Annotated in this window: 15 protein-coding genes and 1 pseudogene; 9 read left to right on the top strand and 7 right to left on the bottom strand. The window is 61.0% G+C overall.

The features are described 5' to 3' along the window. Nucleotides 1-26 precede the first annotated feature (26 nt). From gpmI to PS14A_RS00950, 5 genes are all read left to right on the top strand, one after another. Nucleotides 27-1,556 (top strand): 2,3-bisphosphoglycerate-independent phosphoglycerate mutase, encoded by a 1,530-nt coding sequence (gene gpmI, locus PS14A_RS00970; protein ID WP_016772117.1) that lies wholly within the window; start codon nt 27-29, stop codon nt 1,554-1,556. Nucleotides 1,557-1,773: 217 nt separating this feature from the next. After that, nucleotides 1,774-3,060, top strand: coding sequence for a murein hydrolase activator EnvC (locus PS14A_RS00965; protein WP_212615078.1), 1,287 nt, complete (start codon nt 1,774-1,776; stop codon nt 3,058-3,060). A 31-nt stretch (nt 3,061-3,091) separates the two neighbouring features. Beyond that, entirely contained in the window at nt 3,092-4,411 is a 1,320-nt protein-coding gene (locus tag PS14A_RS00960; RefSeq protein ID WP_042608642.1) for a S41 family peptidase, read from the top strand. A gap of 2 nt (nt 4,412-4,413) precedes the next feature. Beyond that, nucleotides 4,414-5,190, top strand: coding sequence for a divergent polysaccharide deacetylase family protein (locus PS14A_RS00955; RefSeq protein ID WP_130911995.1), 777 nt, complete (start codon nt 4,414-4,416; stop codon nt 5,188-5,190). Between the two features lie 116 nt (nt 5,191-5,306). After that, nucleotides 5,307-6,680 (top strand): Vps62-related protein, encoded by a 1,374-nt coding sequence (locus PS14A_RS00950; RefSeq protein ID WP_212615077.1) that lies wholly within the window; start codon nt 5,307-5,309, stop codon nt 6,678-6,680. Here PS14A_RS00950 and PS14A_RS00945 read toward each other — a convergent pair. The 7 genes from PS14A_RS00945 to PS14A_RS00915 all read right to left on the bottom strand — a co-directional run bounded on the left by PS14A_RS00945 (nt 6,661) and on the right by PS14A_RS00915 (nt 12,637). Then, the gene (locus PS14A_RS00945) at nt 6,661-7,416 is read right to left on the bottom strand and encodes an ABC transporter substrate-binding protein (protein ID WP_212615076.1); all 756 of its coding nucleotides are present in this window, start codon (nt 7,414-7,416) and stop codon (nt 6,661-6,663) included. The genes PS14A_RS00950 and PS14A_RS00945 overlap by 20 nt on opposite strands. 73 nt (nt 7,417-7,489) lie before the next feature. After that, entirely contained in the window at nt 7,490-8,260 is a 771-nt protein-coding gene (gene hisF, locus PS14A_RS00940; protein ID WP_016772122.1) for an imidazole glycerol phosphate synthase subunit HisF, read from the bottom strand. A 107-nt stretch (nt 8,261-8,367) separates the two neighbouring features. Next, complete coding sequence (gene hisA, locus PS14A_RS00935) at nt 8,368-9,108, bottom strand: 1-(5-phosphoribosyl)-5-[(5-phosphoribosylamino)methylideneamino]imidazole-4-carboxamide isomerase (RefSeq protein ID WP_039756586.1); 741 nt, start codon at nt 9,106-9,108, stop codon at nt 8,368-8,370. A gap of 95 nt (nt 9,109-9,203) precedes the next feature. After that, entirely contained in the window at nt 9,204-9,467 is a 264-nt protein-coding gene (locus PS14A_RS00930; RefSeq protein ID WP_212615075.1) for a DUF2164 domain-containing protein, read from the bottom strand. Next, the gene (hisH, locus tag PS14A_RS00925) at nt 9,468-10,106 is read right to left on the bottom strand and encodes an imidazole glycerol phosphate synthase subunit HisH (protein ID WP_212615074.1); all 639 of its coding nucleotides are present in this window, start codon (nt 10,104-10,106) and stop codon (nt 9,468-9,470) included. Next, a complete protein-coding gene (gene hisB / locus PS14A_RS00920) occupies nt 10,106-10,699 on the bottom strand; it encodes an imidazoleglycerol-phosphate dehydratase HisB (RefSeq protein ID WP_016772125.1) in 594 nt (197 codons plus the stop codon). Before hisB ends, hisH begins: the two co-directional genes overlap by 1 nt. Nucleotides 10,700-10,972: 273 nt before the next feature. Then, nucleotides 10,973-12,637, bottom strand: coding sequence for an OFA family MFS transporter (locus tag PS14A_RS00915; RefSeq protein WP_212615073.1), 1,665 nt, complete (start codon nt 12,635-12,637; stop codon nt 10,973-10,975). A gap of 231 nt (nt 12,638-12,868) precedes the next feature. Here PS14A_RS00915 and PS14A_RS26545 point away from each other — a divergent pair. From PS14A_RS26545 to PS14A_RS00900, 4 genes and pseudogenes are all read left to right on the top strand, one after another. Next, nucleotides 12,869-13,083 (top strand): annotated as a pseudogene (locus tag PS14A_RS26545) (acetyl-CoA sensor PanZ family protein); the annotation flags it as partial. A gap of 78 nt (nt 13,084-13,161) precedes the next feature. Continuing rightward, entirely contained in the window at nt 13,162-15,378 is a 2,217-nt protein-coding gene (locus PS14A_RS00910; RefSeq protein ID WP_212615072.1) for an AsmA family protein, read from the top strand. Then, nucleotides 15,375-16,442 carry an A/G-specific adenine glycosylase gene (gene mutY / locus PS14A_RS00905; protein ID WP_212615071.1) on the top strand — a complete coding sequence of 356 codons (1,068 nt, stop codon included), beginning with the start codon at nt 15,375-15,377 and terminating at the stop codon, nt 16,440-16,442. The genes PS14A_RS00910 and mutY overlap by 4 nt, the downstream gene beginning before the upstream one ends. Then, nucleotides 16,439-16,711 carry an oxidative damage protection protein gene (locus PS14A_RS00900; RefSeq protein ID WP_016772129.1) on the top strand — a complete coding sequence of 91 codons (273 nt, stop codon included), beginning with the start codon at nt 16,439-16,441 and terminating at the stop codon, nt 16,709-16,711. The genes mutY and PS14A_RS00900 overlap by 4 nt, the downstream gene beginning before the upstream one ends. The last annotated feature ends 14 nt before the right edge of the window (nt 16,712-16,725 follow it).

Genomic DNA, 16,725 nt, shown 5'->3' with positions numbered 1-16,725 from the left:
TTCTTTATCAGCCACGAGTGGATTCCATGACGACTACGCCCAAACCTTTGGTCCTGATGATTCTCGACGGCTTCGGTCACAGCGACAGCCCCGAATCCAATGCCGTGTTCGCGGCGAAGAAACCCGTGCTGGATCGTCTGTGGGCCACCGTGCCAAACGGCTTGATCTCAGGCAGCGGCATGGACGTCGGCCTGCCGGATGGCCAGATGGGCAACTCCGAAGTCGGCCACATGAACCTCGGCGCCGGGCGCGTGGTGTATCAGGACTTCACCCGTGTGACCAAAGCGATCCGCGACGGCGAATTCTTCGAAAACCCGACCATCTGCGCCGCTGTCGATAAAGCCGTGGCCGCCGGCAAAGCCGTGCATTTCATGGGCCTGCTGTCCGATGGCGGCGTGCACAGCCACCAGGATCACCTGATCGCCATGGCCGAACTGGCCTTCAAGCGCGGCGCCGAAAAAATCTATCTGCACGCCTTCCTCGATGGCCGTGACACACCGCCGAAGAGCGCTGCCTCGTCGATCGAACTGCTCGACGCGACGTTCCAGGCATTGGGCAAAGGCCGGATCGCCAGCATCATCGGCCGCTATTTCGCCATGGACCGTGACAACCGTTGGGATCGCGTCGCCCAGGCCTACAACCTGATCGTCGACGGCAACGGCGAATTCAACGCCGCCACCGCTCAGGAAGGTCTTGAAGCTGCCTACGCCCGTGGCGAAAGCGACGAGTTCGTCAAAGCCACCTCCATCGGCGAGCCGGTGAAAGTCGAAGACGGCGATGCCGTGGTGTTCATGAACTTCCGTGCCGACCGCGCCCGCGAGCTGACCCGCGTGTTCGTCGAAGACGATTTCAAGGAATTCGCGCGCGCCCGCCAGCCAAAACTGGCCGGTTTCGTCATGCTGACCCAGTACGCCGCAAGCATTCCGGCACCGTCGGCCTTCGCCGCCGGCAGCCTGGAAAACGTTCTCGGCGATTATCTGGCGAAAAACGGCAAGACCCAGCTGCGCATCGCTGAAACCGAAAAATACGCCCACGTGACCTTCTTCTTCTCCGGCGGTCGCGAAGAACCGTTCCCGGGCGAAGAGCGCATCCTGATCCCGTCGCCGAAAGTCGCTACCTATGACTTGCAGCCGGAAATGAGCGCCCCGGAAGTTACTGACCGCATCGTCGACGCCATTGAAAACCAGCGTTACGACGTGATCGTGGTCAACTACGCCAACGGCGACATGGTCGGCCACAGCGGCGTGTTCGACGCGGCGGTGAAAGCGGTCGAGTGCCTGGACACTTGCGTCGGTCGCATCGTCGAGGCGCTGGAAAAGGTCGGCGGCGAAGCACTGATCACCGCTGACCACGGCAACGTCGAGCAAATGGCCGATGAATCCACTGGTCAGGCGCACACCGCGCATACCACCGAGCCGGTGCCGTTCATCTACGTCGGCAAACGCGACCTGAAAGTGCGCGAAGGCGGCGTGCTGGCGGACGTGGCACCGACCATGCTGATGCTGCTGGGCCTGGAAAAACCGGCGGAGATGACAGGTACCTCGATCCTCGTATAAACACCGCCAATCCCTGTGGGAGCGAGCCTGCTCGCGAATACGGTGGATCAGTCGACAGCGATGTCGCCTGACGCACCGCTTTCGCGAGCAGGCTCGCTCCCACATTGGTTTTGCGGTGTTTTTCTGTCCAGTTATCACACAGCCCCAATTGGGCGTTTTTTTTGCAGCCTCGGGCGGGCATACTAGGCCGTCCCTTACCCTGGTGCCGCCCGCCCCTATGCTTCGCGTCCTGATCGCCCTTGCTCTGACCTGTCTGCTCCAGCCGGCCTTCGCCGACGAGCGCGCGCAAACCCAACAGCAGTTGGAGGCCACGCGTCAGGATATCGCCGAGCTGAAAAAGCTCCTGGGCAAGTTGCAGGAAGAAAAGTCCGGCGTGCAGAAAGAGCTCAAGGGCACTGAAACCGAGATGGGCAAGCTGCAGAAGCAGGTCGACGCGCTGCAGAAAGAACTGCAGAAAAGCGAATCCGAGCTACAGCGGCTCGATGCAGAGAAAAAAAAACTCCAGAGCGCGCGCACTGAACAGCAGCGACTGATCGCCATTCAGGCCCGTGCGGCCTACCAGAACGGCCGCCAGGAATACCTCAAGCTGCTGCTCAATCAGCAGAACCCCGAGAAGTTCGCCCGCACCTTCACCTATTACGACTACCTGAGCCAGGCACGCCTGGAGCAGTTGAAGAACTTCAACGAAACCCTGCGCCAACTGGCCAATGTCGAAAAAGACATCGGTCTGCAGCAAGCGCAGTTGCTGGTGCAGAAAAGCGACCTCGACACGCAGCGCGAAGCACTCGAGAAAGTCCGCAAGGAGCGCCAGCAGGTTCTCGCCAGACTCAATGACGACGTGAAGGCCCGCGACCAGAAACTCGCCGCCCGCGAGCAGGATCAGGCAGACCTGTCTAAAGTCCTTAAAACCATTGAAGAAACCCTGGCCCGCCAAGCTCGTGAGGCAGAAGAAGCGCGACAGAAAGCGCTGATCGCCCAGCAGGAAGCGGAAAAAAAGCGTTTGCGTGAGGCGCAGGCTGAAAACAGCGACGCCCCACGAAAACCCGTCAGATCAAGCCCCGGCGCGCTGGTATCGAGCAGCGGCGAAACCTTTGGCGGGCCATTTGCTGCATCCCGGGGAAAACTTCCGTGGCCGGTTGATGGTCGATTACTCGCACGCTTCGGTGAAAGCCGTGGCGACGATGCCCGCACCAAATGGGATGGCGTGATGATCAGCGCTTCCGCCGGCAGCCAGGTGCACGCTGTACACGGCGGGCGCGTGGTGTTCGCCGATTGGCTGCGCGGTGCCGGCTTGCTGGTGATCCTCGATCACGGCAACGGTTTTCTGAGTCTCTACGGCCACAACCAGACGCTGCTCAAGTCGGCGGGTGATGTGGTCAAGGCTGGCGAGTCGATTTCCACTGTCGGTAACAGTGGCGGTCAGGACACGCCAGCGCTGTATTTCGCAATTCGTCAGCAGGGTCACCCGAGTGATCCGGCGCAATGGTGTCGTGCGCAAGGATAAGCACGGCATCTAATTCAGGAGTTCGTTCGACATGCTGCATTTGTCCCGCCTTACCTCGCTGGCCCTGACGATCGCTCTGGTGATCGGCGCGCCTCTGGCGTTCGCCGCACAACCGGCCCCGACCGTCGCTCCGGCAGGCACTGCCGCGACCGCCAAGGCGCCGCTGCCGCTGGAAGAGCTGCGCACCTTCGCCGAGGTCATGGACCGGATCAAAGCCGCGTATGTCGAGCCTGTAGACGACAAGACCCTGTTGGAAAACGCGATCAAGGGCATGCTCAGCAACCTCGATCCGCATTCGGCCTACCTTGGCCCGGAAGACTTCACCGAGCTGCAGGAAAGCACCAGCGGTGAATTCGGCGGCCTGGGCATCGAAGTCGGCGCCGAGGACGGCTTCATCAAGGTTGTCTCGCCGATCGACGACACCCCGGCGTCGAAGGCCGGCATTCAGGCTGGCGACTTCATCGTCAAGATCAACGGCCAGCCAACCCGCGGCCAGACCATGACCGAAGCCGTCGACAAGATGCGCGGCAAGATCGGCCAGAAAATCACCCTGACCCTGGTTCGCGACGGCGGCACGCCATTCGACGTGACCTTGGCGCGGGCGGTGATTCAGGTCAAGAGCGTCAAGGCGCAGCTGCTGGAATCGGGCTACGGCTACATCCGCATTACCCAGTTCCAGGTCAAGACCGGCGAAGAAGTCTCCAAGGCGCTGGCCAAATTGCGCAAGGACAACGGCAAGAAGCTCAACGGCATCATTCTCGACCTGCGCAACAACCCGGGTGGCGTGCTGCAATCGGCGGTGGAAGTGGTCGACCACTTCATCACCAAAGGCCTGATCGTCTACACCAAGGGCCGCATCGCCAACTCCGAATTGCGCTTCTCCGCCACCGGCAAGGACGAGAGCGAAGCGGTGCCGATGGTCGTGCTGATCAACGGCGGCAGTGCCTCGGCTTCGGAAATCGTCGCCGGCGCCCTGCAGGACCAGAAACGTGCCGTGGTCATGGGCACCACCAGTTTCGGCAAGGGCTCGGTGCAGACCGTGCTGCCGCTGAACAACGACCGCGCACTGAAGATCACCACCGCGCTGTATTTCACGCCGAACGGCCGCTCGATCCAGGCCCAGGGCATCGTGCCGGACATCGAAGTGCGCCGCGCCAAGATCACCAACGAAGCCGACAGCGAATACTTCAAGGAAGCCGATCTGCAAGGTCACCTGGGCAACGGCAACGGCGGCGCCGACAAACCGAGTGGTTCGGCTGGCAAGGCCAAAGCCATGCCGCAGGATGACGATTACCAGTTGGCCCAGGCCCTGAGCCTGCTCAAAGGCCTGAGCATCACCTCCGGCCGCTGAGGATGTTGCTGCGTTTCGTCTGCGCTCTGTTGTGCTGTCTGGCGGGTTTTGCCCAAGCGGAGCCCGCCGGCTCCACGCCGCACAAAGCCTACCTGACACTGATCATCGATGACCTGGGGCAGAATCTGCCCCGGGATCGCCGCGTGCTCGCCCTGCCCGGCCCGGTCACGGCAGCGATCATGCCCGATACGCCCCACGCCACCGAGTTTGCCCGCGAGGCCCATCGCGCCGGCAAGATCGTCATCCTGCACATGCCGATGGACCCGGCCACCGGACCGTACGCCTGGCACCCCGAACTGCCCATCGAAGAACTGCAGAAACGCCTGAATGCCGCGTTCGAGAAAGTCCCGTTCACTGCCGGCATCAACAATCACATGGGCAGCCGCATGACCGCGCAGCCGGCGGCGATGGCGTGGCTGATGGCTGAGTTGCAGCACCGGCACAAGTTCTTCGTCGACAGCCGCACCAGCGCCCAGACAGTCGCTGCGCAGCAAGCACAGAAAATCGATCTGGCCAGCGTTTCCCGCGATGTGTTTCTCGATGACGAACGCACCGAAGCGGCGATTTCCACTCAACTGCAGACCGCAATCGCTCTGGCGCACAAACAGGGTTCAGCGGTGATGATCGGCCATCCGTATCCGCAGACCCTGGCGGTGCTCGAGCGCGAACTGCCCAGACTGAAGGCGCAGGGTATCGACTGGATCGACATCAGGCAGATGATCAGCGTGCGCAGCAACCGCGCCATGGCCGGCCATGGCAAGGACGGCGTTTACCGGTAACGCCCTGTGACGTTGACACATACATATTTACCACCCGGTAACCGCCCCCGTTTCCGATAGTGCGACCTGCAACAGGTCGCGACGCCCATGCGTCGCTTTCACTATCAGGAATCGCAATGACTACTCATGAGACTACCGCTTTGCCAACCAGGCAAATGCAACCCATCCGAAACGACAACTTGCTGATCAGCTTTACGACGGAGTTTCTGCGCATCTGGGATACCGCTGGATCCCGGGCAAAACCGGCTGCCTTCTGGCGGCCCACGCCACCTGCCGATGTGCTGCCGGGTTACTTTCCGTTGGGCGACGTGGCGATTGATGACCATGACAACATTACTGACAGACATGCGGTGGCTGTGGTTTGCGAAGCGGCGACACCCAGTGCGGATCCCGCAAAAGGCAGCGCGTTGCGCCGTCCTGACGACTATGAACTGATCTGGCAAGACACAGGCTCAGGCTCGAAAAAGGACGGGGCGATCTGGCGACCCATTCCTCCGCAAGGGTATGTAGCGCTCGGTTCGGTCTGCTCCGACGGTCACTCAAAGCCTTCCTTGAACGCTGTCCGTTGCGTCCGTGCCGACCTCTTGATTGCTTCCGGCCTGGCTGAATCGGTGTGGACAGACAAGGGCAGTGGAGCCCGACAAAGCATCAGCACGTGGAGCGCCGTTCCGCCTTCGGCGCCTGCGGATGAAATCCATCTGGCGCCCGGCACCTTCGTCGGCTTGAAGAGTTATTCCAAACCCGCCAATTTCACCATTTATTCCCTGCGTATCCCGATTGAGATTGACGTCAATGCACGCCCCGCCGTGCCAGTCCTTGCGGATGTCACGCCACCCGACCTGCGGGTGCCCGAGCAACCTGCCTACAGCGCGCGACTGCCTTGGTTCATCGTAAAAGACCCACAGCTCACCCGACGCCAACAGCTCAGTCAGTCACCTGAGTATCTGCTACAGCGCACGGATCATTATCAGCTCGTTGGCCATTGCCACAACACGGAAGACAGCAACAAGACCGTCCGCTGGGTCGCCCCCCGCCTGCAACAAAACGATAGACTGCGCCTGTTTACCAGCGCCACTTTGATCGAGTTCGGCGCACAGTGGCAGAGCAATCTGTCCCAACCCTTTCTGTTTTCGGCGCGGTTGAACAATGATTTCACCCAGTGTGAAATGCACTCGAACGAATGGCTCAACCCGGCACCTATCGAGGTCGCGGCTATCGTGGCCAGCAACAGCTCGATGGCGGTGTATCTGACTCAGAGTGACTATAAGCTGCTGCGCGCGGACGGCACACAGATCGGCAGCGTCGTCAGCTACACCGATGGCAAGAACCTGCATTTCAGCGTGTACACACCACCGCAACCAAACGCGACAGTCCTGCCTGCCGAGGCCGCGCACATGCAAAGCACAACAGTCGAGGACGAAACGGATAACGAAGCCGCAGCGTTGCCAACAAGCACAGAGTTGCCAGTGACTACAGATAGCGTCCCATGATCTCGTCGACAACTCCGTCCTTGCGCATCTGATCAAGCGCAGCCTGCAACCTGGCAACGACTGTATCTGACACATCCTTGTTCAGTGCCAGATACAGTTCGGCGCTGTTGAAGCGCAGCACGGTCTTCAGACCGGTCACGCCATCCTGCCGCGCCAGATAACGGCCGGCAGGATCCCCGGTAGCCCAGAGATCGATCTGGCCGTTGACGAGTTTCTTCGCATTGTCCTGATCGCGCAGCACCACCAGCGGTTTGAGGCCCTGTTTGGTCAGGGTCTCGGCAATCGCATCGCCCTTGTAGGCGCCGATCCTGTATTTGCGCGCATCATTGAGGGTTTCCAGGGTTATCTTGCTGTCAGCCCTGGCCAGCAGGATCCAGTCGTCGGGTCCGATCGGGCCGACCCATTTGAAGAGTCTTTCGCGATCAGGCAGGCGCGCCATGACGAAGGCCCCATAACCGGGATTTTCCAGGGCGAGCTTGTAGACACGTTCCCAGGGGAAACGCAGGGTCAGGCTGTAAGTGAGGCCGGCGCGCTGGAACATCTCGCGAACGATGTCCGTGGCAATACCGTTGATGTTGTCGCCCTGGGCGAAATTCTTGCCGTTCTTCGCCATGTTGTACGGCGGGAAGTTCTCGGTGAGCAGCACCAGATCGGTGTCGGGACTGGTTTCGGCCCGGGCATTGCTGATGAACAACAACGAGGCGCTGGCGAGAACAACAAGCAGGCGTTTGATCATGTCGGGCTACCGGAATCCATGGCGTGCCCAAGAGTGCCTTGGGCGCGCCATGCTGTCCACTGGCCTGTACGCTTTAGCGCATGACGATGCCGCGATGCGACATGTAGGCCTTGGCTTCCTGCACGGTGTATTCGCCGAAGTGGAAAATACTTGCCGCCAGCACCGCACTGGCATGGCCTTCGAGAATGCCGTCGGCCAGATGCTGCAAATTGCCGACGCCACCGGAAGCGATCACCGGAATGCCCAGCGCGTCGCTGATGGCGCGGGTCACGCCGAGGTCGAAGCCGTTTTTCATGCCGTCCTGATCCATACTGGTCAGCAGGATCTCGCCGGCACCGAGGCCTTCCATTTTCTTCGCCCACTCGACTGCATCGAGACCGGTCGGCTTGCGCCCGCCGTGGGTGAAGATTTCCCAGCGCGGGGTTTCGCCGGGGCCGGAGACTTTCTTGGCGTCGATGGCAACGACGATGCACTGCGAGCCGAAATGCTGCGCGGCTTCGCCAACGAATTCCGGGTTGAACACGGCAGCGGTGTTGATCGACACTTTGTCCGCGCCTGCATTGAGCAGGTTGCGGATGTCCTGCACGGTACGCACGCCACCGCCGACGGTCAGCGGGATGAACACCTGACTGGCCATGCGCTCGACGGTATGCAGCGTGGTGTCACGGCCATCGACGCTGGCGGTGATGTCGAGAAAGGTAATCTCGTCGGCGCCCTGCTCGTCGTAGCGACGGGCGATTTCCACCGGGTCACCGGCGTCGCGGATGTTCTCGAACTTCACACCTTTGACGACCCGGCCGTTGTCCACGTCCAGGCAAGGGATGATGCGCTTGGCTAACGCCATAAGACTTAATCTCCGATTAAGAAGCTTCAAGCTTCAAGCTGCAAGAAAGGGCGGATTGCGGTCGCGCTTCTAACTTGCAGCTCGCAGCTTGCAACTTGAAGCTGCTTTTATCTGGCCGCGTAGCCATCACAAAAAGCTTGAGCCTCTGCAACATCCAAAGTGCCCTCATAGATCGCGCGGCCCGTGATCGCGCCGATGATGCCCGGTGCCTTGGCGTCGAGCAGCGACTTGATGTCACCCAGGTTATGGATGCCGCCGGAAGCGATCACTGGAATCCTGGTGGCAGCGGCCAGCGCAGCGGTGAACGGCACGTTGCAGCCCTGCATCATGCCGTCTTTGGCGATGTCGGTATAAACGATCGAGGACACGCCGTCGGCTTCGAACTGCTTGGCCAGGTCAATGACCTGCACGGTGCTGATCTCAGCCCAGCCGTCGGTGGCGACGAAACCGTCTTTCGCATCCAGACCGACAATGATCTTGCCCGGAAACGCACGGCAGGCTTCAGCAACGAACGCCGGATCTTTTACGGCTTTGGTCCCGATGATCACGTAGCTGACGCCGGCCTTGACGTAATGCTCAATGGTTTCCAGCGAACGGATGCCGCCACCGATCTGGATCGGCAGGGTCGGGTAGCGCTTGGCGATCGCGGTCACCACTTCGCCGTTGACCGGCTGGCCTTCGAACGCGCCGTTGAGGTCGACCAGATGCAGACGACGGCAACCGCCCTCCACCCACTTGGCAGCCATGCTCACCGGGTCATCGGAGAACACCGTGGAATCTTCCATGCGGCCCTGGCGCAGACGTACGCAGGCACCGTCCTTGAGATCGATAGCGGGGATAATCAGCATGCTTTTTCCTTCGTCAAAAGAGCTGCAAGCTGCAAGCCACAAGCTGCAAGCATGCGTGTGTTCGTTTTACTCTTGCAGCTTGAAGCTTGTAGCTTTCAGCTGCTTTTTTCGAGCGCCCACAGGTCGCTTTCGATGCTTTCAAACCGTTCCTTGAGGTGGGTCTGCACATCGAAAATCGCCCTGTTGTAATAGTGCGGAGCAATCTCGCGGGTAAACAGCTCAAGAATTTCCGCCGCCTCGAACGAACCCAGGTCCAATTCGAAACGATCTTCCATGAACCGCTGAATCTTGCGACTGGCCTCGCTCTCCTGCTCGGGAGTGAGGGTCAGAATCGGCGGTTTGGATTTCTTGACAGCCATTTACCAGCGACCGTCCCACGCAGCGAAGTTCTGCAGCAGTTGCAGGCCGTGGGTATGGCTTTTCTCCGGGTGGAACTGCACGGCGAAACGCGAACCGTCGGCCAGCGCTGCGGCGAAATCGACACCGTAATGACCGCTGCCCACCACCTGACGCGCATTGGCGGCGGCGATGTAGTAGCTGTGCACGAAGTAGAAACGCGCCAGATCCGGGATGTCATGCCAGAGCGGGTGACTGATCTTCTGCTTCACCTCGTTCCAGCCCATGTGCGGGACTTTGAGGTGCTCGCCGTCTTCGTGCAGATCCTTGCCGAAGAATTTCACCGCGCCGGGGAACAGGCCGATGCAGTCGACGCCGGCGTTCTCTTCGCTGGTATCGAGCAGGGCTTGCATGCCGACACAGATGCCGAGGAACGGTCGATCCTGGCTGACCTCACGGACCAGCGAATCGAAGCCGAGGCGACGGATCTCCGCCATGCAATCGCGAATCGCGCCAACGCCCGGGAATACCACGCGGTCGGCTTCGCGAATCACCTTCGCATCGCTGGTAATCAGCACCTTGCCGGCGCCGACGTGCTCAAGCGCCTTGGCCACCGAGTGCAGATTGCCCATGCCGTAGTCGATAACTGCAACCGTCTGCATTACAGAACGCCTTTGGTCGACGGCATTTGCCCGGCCATGCGCTCGTCCAGCTCGACGGCCATGCGCAGCGCGCGGCCGAAAGCCTTGAACACGGTTTCGATCTGGTGGTGAGTGTTGGTGCCGCGCAGGTTGTCGATGTGCACGCTGACCAGCGCGTGGTTGACGAAGCCCTGGAAGAATTCCTGGAACAGGTCAACGTCGAAACCGCCGACGGTGGCGCGGGTGTACGGCACGTGCATCTGCAGGCCCGGGCGACCGGAGAAATCGATCACCACGCGCGACAGCGCTTCATCGAGCGGCACGTAGGCATGGCCGTAGCGACGGATGCCTTTCTTGTCGCCGATGGCTTTGGCGAAGGCCTGGCCGAGGGTGATACCGACGTCTTCCACCGTGTGGTGGTCGTCGATATGCAGATCGCCCTTGCATTCGATATCCAGGTCGATCAACCCGTGACGGGCGATCTGGTCAAGCATGTGCTCAAGAAAAGGTACACCGATATCGAATCGGGCCTTTCCGGTGCCATCAAGGTTGATCGAGGCTTTGATCTGGGTTTCCAGAGTGTCGCGCTCGACAGACGCCTTACGTTCGGCCATCACCAGCTCCGCAAAATCATTGGGCGAAAAAGGCAGCCATTATAGGCACGTGAGGCGCAAACAGAAACACGAGAGGTGAGATGCCTGACGGATAGAACACCCGGTTGTCGCGGGTAGACATGTCCATACAAGCCATAACAGGCATGCCAAAAACAAATGTGGGAGCGAGCCTGCTCGCGAATGCGGTACGCCAGCCAACATTGATGTCAACTGGTGCTCCGTCTTCGCGAGCAGGCTCGCTCCCACAGGTTCGGTGTTTATTTAGCTAACACCTTAGTGAAACAGTACCGCCGTCTTCTGCAGGGTCACCCACACACCCCACGCCAACGGAATACCCACCACCAGCCATGCCGCGATCGCCAGAGGCTTGGTGCCCGGCGCCGCTTTCCACTCCAGAACGGTGCTGGCATCGGCACCCTTGTCGTGGCCCAGCGCCTGTTCGGCGGCCAGTTCGGCGTCGGTCATGAAGTACTTGTCGGCCACCGGGCGCACCATCAGGTTGCACAGGAAGCCCAGCACCAGCAGGCCGGCGAGGATGTACAGGGTGATGTCGTAAGCGGCAGCGCGTTCCACGCCGATGCTCAGCTGATATTCACGCAGGTAGTTGACCAGCACCGGACCGAGCACACCGGCAGCGGCCCAGGCAGTCAGCAGACGACCGTGGATCGCACCGACCATCTGCGTACCGAACAGGTCGGCCAGATACGCCGGAACGGTGGCAAAACCACCGCCGTACATCGACAGGATGATGCAGAACGCCGCCACGAACAGCGCAACGTTGCCCAGATGGCCCATGTTCGGAATCAGCGCGTACAAGGCAAAACCCAGCGCGAAGAACACGAAGTAGGTGTTCTTGCGGCCCAGGTAGTCCGAGAACGAGGCCCAGAAGAACCGGCCACCGATATTGAACAGGCTCAGCAGACCGGTGAAGCCCGCTGCGATCGCCGCGATCGAGGCCAGTTGGCCAGCGTCGAGTTGGCCGAACGGCACATCGACGCCCAGCAGTTTGCCGCCGAACACTTCCTGCAACAGTGGCGAAGCCATGCCGAGGATACCGATACCCGCCGACACGTTCAGGCACAGCACCAGCCAGACCAGACGGAATTGCGGAGTTTTCCACGCAACGTTCACGTGGACGTGACGGTTGGTGATCATCGCGTTCGAAGCTTTCTTCGCCGGAGCGGTCCAGCCTTCAGGTTTCCAGCCGGTTGGCGGCACGCGGTAGGACAGTGCGCCACCGATCATGAATACGAAGTAAATGGCCGCCATGGCCACGAAGCTCTGCCATACGCCCACGCCTTCTGGCGAAGCGAAGTGGCTCATCAGCGCAGTCGCCAACGGCGCACCGACCATCGCGCCGCCACCGAAGCCCATGATCGCCATGCCGGTCGCCATGCCGCGCTTGTCCGGGAACCACTTGATCAGGGTCGACACCGGCGAGATATAGCCCAGGCCCAGACCGATACCGCCGATCACGCCGGAGCCGATCCACATCAGCCAGATCTGATGGGTATAGATACCCAGCGCGGAAATCAGCAGACCGCCGCACCAGCACAACGCAGAAACAACGCCAGCCTTGCGCGGACCGGCGTGTTCCAGCCAGCCACCCCAGATCGCTGCCGAGCAGCCGAGGAAGATGAAGAACAGCGTGTAGATCCAGCCGAGCATGGAGATCGGCCAGTCGCAGTTCGACGAAAATACCTGTGCGATGAAGCTCATGTCCGGCGCGCAAGCCACCGGCGCGCTAACGCCGAGTGCCTTGGACAGCGGCAACCAGAACACCGAGAAGCCGTAGGCCATGCCGATGCACAGGTGAATGGCCAAAGCGGCCGGTGGAACCAGCCAGCGGTTGAAACCGGGCTTGGCGATGATGCGTTCCTTGGACAGGAACGCAGGCTGGTCGGCCTTGAGGCCGTCCGCCGTGATGCTCGTGCTCATTGTGTATCCCCCAATTGTTAGTATGGTTCGCCAGCCACTGCTCACCCTCGGCCTTATGCACGCAGGCATGACCGTTTTTTGAGGTGAAGCTCCTTGAAGGCGCGACGTTAAGTCGCAGACGGGCGGACGAACTGGCGAAGGTTACCATTCTCAGGTGACAGAAAAACCAAACTGATATCACCTTTTTTCAAGTCATCTGTTCTCGTACGACTCGGGAAGCTGCCAACCCCGCGTCTGCAAAGGCACCACGCCGTTTGCTACTTGTCCCATTTATGCGTGTGAAAAGTTACCCGTCGACTGGGCGTGACTGAACGACTGGTGAACCAAGCGCAAAAAATGGCGTCGCAAGCGGGGGACGAATTGCACCCTCTGACGCCCGCCGGGCATCCTCAAGCGCAGGCCCGGTGGCGAAGTTGCAGGTGCCACCGCCGACCCTCGGCAGATGACGCCACACCGAACCGGGTGCCGGCAGCGCTATACTCCCCGGCCATATGACCAATTCGACTAACTACAAGGACTCGCCCATGAAAGCGTTCGGCAAAATCCTGGGTCTGGTACTTCTCGGGCTGTTGCTGATCATTGTGGCGGCAGGCTTTGCCCTGACCCACCTCTTCGATCCCAACGACTATAAAGACGAGATCCGCCAGATTGCCCGCGACAAGGCCCACATCGAGCTGACGCTCAATGGCGATATCGGCTGGAGCCTGTTCCCGTGGCTCGGCCTGGAATTGCACGAAGCCAGCGTCGCTACCCTGGCCAAACCTGCCGAACCGTTTGCCGACTTGCAGATGCTCGGCCTGTCCGTGCGCGTGCTGCCGTTGTTGCGCCGCGAAGTGCAGATGAGCGACGTGCGCGTCGAAGGCCTCAACCTGCGCCTGAACCGTGACAAGAACGGCCACGGCAACTGGGAAGACATCGGCAAGGTGCCTGTGGCGCCGGGCTCGACTCCACCGGCCACAGCGGGCGCGACCGCCAGCGAGCCGACTGTCGCCGTGGAAAAACCGGCGCAACCGATCCGCCTCGACATCGACAGCCTGACCGTCAACAACGCCCGCGTTGAATACAATGATGAGCTGACCGGCAAGCAGTTCAGCGCCGAAAGCATTCAGCTGAGCACCGGCCCGGTCCATGACTCGACCAATATCCCGGTGAAAGCCACCGCGTTCCTTGGCACCAACCAACCGGTGCTGCGCGTGCGCACCGAGCTCAACGGTGAGCTGCGCTTCGAGCGCGCCCTGCAACGCTACAAGTTTGAAGACCTGAAACTCACTGGCGAACTCGCTGGCGATCCGCTGCAAGGCAAGACCATGACCTTCTCTGCTCAGGGCCAGTTGCTGCTGGACAAGGCAGCGAACGTCGCCGAGTGGACCGGCATCAAGATTTCCGCCAACCAGTTGCGCGCCCTGGGCGAGCTGAAAGCCAACGACCTCGACAAGACGCCACAGATCAGCGGCGGCATTTCCATTGCGCAGTTCGATCTGGCGAAATTCGTCGACAGCATCGGCCAGACACTGCCGGCGATGGGCGAAGGCAGCCTGAGCAAGGTCGAACTGGTCAGCCGCGTTGCGGCCACTCCGACCAGCCTGTCGTTCGACAACATCAACCTGAAACTCGATGACAGCAGCTTCAGCGGTCGCATCGCCATCGAGGACTTCGCCAAACAATCGCTGCGCGCAATTCTCAAGGCCGACACTTTCAACGCCGATCGCTACCTGCCACCGAAATCTGCCCAAGCCAACAGCGCCACGCAAACACGTCAGGCCGAAGTCGCCAGCACCGAGGCCGGGGCTGTGGCCGGCACCACGCCGCTGCCGGACAAACCGAGCAAAACCGCCTGGAGCACCGAGCGTCTGCTGCCGGTCGAACGCCTGGCCAAACTCGACGTCGATGCCGACCTGACTTTCGGCCAACTGACCCTCGACAAACTGCCGATACAGAACGCCGCGCTCAAAGCCACTGGCCAGGGCGGCCTGCTGACGCTGACTAACCTGAGCGGCGATCTGTACAACGGCGGCTTCGTCGCCAACGGCACACTCGACGTGCGCCCAAGCGCGCCGGTGCTGAACCTGCAGACCCGCCTCAATCGCGTCCCGGTGGAAAAAATCATCGAAAGCCAGGGCAAGAACCCGCCGGTCAAAGGCCTGGTGACGCTGACCAGCAGCTTCACTGGCAGCGGCAACAGCCAACAGGCGCTGATCGATACGCTGAACGGCAACGCCAGTTTCGTCATCAACAACGGTGTGCTGCTCAACGCCAACCTTGAACAGCAATTGTGCAAAGGCATCGCCACGCTCAATCGCAAGTCCCTCAGCGGCGAGCCACGGGGCAAGGACACGCCGTTCGAGGAGCTCAAGGGCAACCTGACCGTGCGCAACGGCGTCGCCAGCAACCCAGACCTGAAAGTGCGCATCCCCGGCATGACCGTCAACGGTGACGGCGACATCGACCTGCGCGTGCTCGGCATGGATTACCGCGTCGGCATCATCGTCGAGGGCGACACCAGCGCCATGCCCGACCCGGCCTGTCAGGTCGGCGAGAAGTTCGTCGGCATCGAGTGGCCACTGCGCTGCCGTGGCCCGCTGGAGCTGGGAGCCAAGGCCTGCCGCGTCGACAATGATCGTCTCGGTCAGGTCGCCAGCAAGATGGCCGGCAACAAGCTCAGCGAGAAGATCGACGAGAAACTGGGCGACAAAGTCAGCCCGGAACTGAAAAACGCATTGAAGGGGCTGTTCAAGCGATGACAGCGGAGCAGTTTTCCACGGCGGTGCTGGAGTGGTTCGACCGCCATGGTCGCCACGACTTACCATGGCAGCAGGACATCAACCCGTACCGGGTCTGGGTGTCCGAGATCATGTTGCAGCAGACTCAGGTCAGCACCGTGCTCAACTATTTCGAGCGTTTCATGGCGGCGCTGCCAACGGTCGAAGCGTTGGCCGAGGCGCCGGAAGACGAGGTGCTGCACCTGTGGACCGGGCTGGGTTACTACACTCGCGCACGCAATCTGCAGAAGACCGCGAAGATCGTCGTCAGCCAGTACGCTGGCGAATTCCCCCGTGACGTGGAAAAACTCACCGAGCTGCCAGGCATCGGCCTGTCCACCGCCGGGGCAATCGCCAGCATCAGCATGGGCCTGCGCGCGCCGATCCTCGATGGCAACGTCAAACGCGTATTGGCGCGCTTCACCGCGCAAGAGGGCTACCCCGGCGAACCGAAAGTCGCCAAACAGCTGTGGGCCAACGCCGAGCGCTTCACCCCGCACGATCGGGTCAACGCCTACACCCAGGCGATGATGGATCTTGGCGCGACACTCTGCACGCGCAGCAAGCCGAGCTGTCTGCTGTGCCCGCTCAAGCGTGGCTGTGAAGCGCACATGCTTGGCCTGGAAACCCGTTATCCGATTCCCAAGCCACGCAAGGCCATCCCGCAGAAACGCACGCTGATGCCGATGCTCACCAACGGTGAAGGCGCGATTCTGCTTTACCGCCGCCCGTCGACGGGACTGTGGGGCGGTTTGTGGAGCCTGCCGGAACTGGATGACCTGGAGGATCTGCAACATCTGGCCGATCAGCACTCACTGACCATGGGCCAGCAGCAGGCGCTGCCGAGCCTGGTTCACACCTTCAGCCATTTCCAGTTGTCCATCGAACCCTGGCTGGTTCAGGTGCAGGAAGCCAGCCATCACGTGGCCGAGGCCGACTGGCTCTGGTATAACCTCGCCACCCCGCCGCGCCTGGGCCTTGCTGCCCCGGTCAAGACCTTGCTCGAACGCGCGGCCGCCGTCTTGAATGCAGGAGAATCGCCATGACCCGCACCGTAATGTGCCGCAAGTACAAAGAAGAACTGCCCGCGCTGGAACGCGCCCCTTTCCCGGGTGCCAAGGGCCAGGACATTTTCGACCACGTCTCGGCCAAGGCCTGGGCCGACTGGCAGAAACACCAGACCCTGCTGATCAACGAAAAGCGCCTGAACATGATGAACGCCGAAGATCGCAAATACCTGCAGGGCGAAATGGACAAGTACTTCTCCGGCGAGGAATACGCCAAGGCCGAAGGCTACGTGCCGCCAGCCGAATAACCCGCAGATTTCGT

Source organism: Pseudomonas sp. 14A, from assembly GCF_018132745.1.
GTDB classification, from domain to species: domain Bacteria; phylum Pseudomonadota; class Gammaproteobacteria; order Pseudomonadales; family Pseudomonadaceae; genus Aquipseudomonas; species Aquipseudomonas mercuritolerans.
Note: the sequence above shows the minus strand (reverse complement) of the source record. Positions and strands in the feature narration are given on the sequence as shown.

Excerpts from the sequence above, each read along its gene's own strand:
- PS14A_RS00950 (WP_212615077.1), top strand. The coding sequence starts at position 5,307 with ATGACTACTCATGAGACTACCGCTTTGCCAACCAGGCAAATGCAACCC.
- mutY (WP_212615071.1), top strand. The coding sequence starts at position 15,375 with ATGACAGCGGAGCAGTTTTCCACGGCGGTGCTGGAGTGGTTCGACCGC.
- PS14A_RS00900 (WP_016772129.1), top strand. The coding sequence starts at position 16,439 with ATGACCCGCACCGTAATGTGCCGCAAGTACAAAGAAGAACTGCCCGCG.
- PS14A_RS00960 (WP_042608642.1), top strand. The coding sequence starts at position 3,092 with ATGCTGCATTTGTCCCGCCTTACCTCGCTGGCCCTGACGATCGCTCTG.
- PS14A_RS00965 (WP_212615078.1), top strand. The coding sequence starts at position 1,774 with ATGCTTCGCGTCCTGATCGCCCTTGCTCTGACCTGTCTGCTCCAGCCG.
- PS14A_RS00910 (WP_212615072.1), top strand. The coding sequence starts at position 13,162 with ATGAAAGCGTTCGGCAAAATCCTGGGTCTGGTACTTCTCGGGCTGTTG.
- hisA (WP_039756586.1), bottom strand. The coding sequence starts at position 9,108 with ATGCTGATTATCCCCGCTATCGATCTCAAGGACGGTGCCTGCGTACGT.
- hisF (WP_016772122.1), bottom strand. The coding sequence starts at position 8,260 with ATGGCGTTAGCCAAGCGCATCATCCCTTGCCTGGACGTGGACAACGGC.
- PS14A_RS00945 (WP_212615076.1), bottom strand. The coding sequence starts at position 7,416 with ATGATCAAACGCCTGCTTGTTGTTCTCGCCAGCGCCTCGTTGTTGTTC.
- PS14A_RS00930 (WP_212615075.1), bottom strand. The coding sequence starts at position 9,467 with ATGGCTGTCAAGAAATCCAAACCGCCGATTCTGACCCTCACTCCCGAG.
- hisB (WP_016772125.1), bottom strand. The coding sequence starts at position 10,699 with ATGGCCGAACGTAAGGCGTCTGTCGAGCGCGACACTCTGGAAACCCAG.
- PS14A_RS00915 (WP_212615073.1), bottom strand. The coding sequence starts at position 12,637 with ATGAGCACGAGCATCACGGCGGACGGCCTCAAGGCCGACCAGCCTGCG.
- gpmI (WP_016772117.1), top strand. The coding sequence starts at position 27 with ATGACGACTACGCCCAAACCTTTGGTCCTGATGATTCTCGACGGCTTC.
- hisH (WP_212615074.1), bottom strand. The coding sequence starts at position 10,106 with ATGCAGACGGTTGCAGTTATCGACTACGGCATGGGCAATCTGCACTCG.
- PS14A_RS00955 (WP_130911995.1), top strand. The coding sequence starts at position 4,414 with ATGTTGCTGCGTTTCGTCTGCGCTCTGTTGTGCTGTCTGGCGGGTTTT.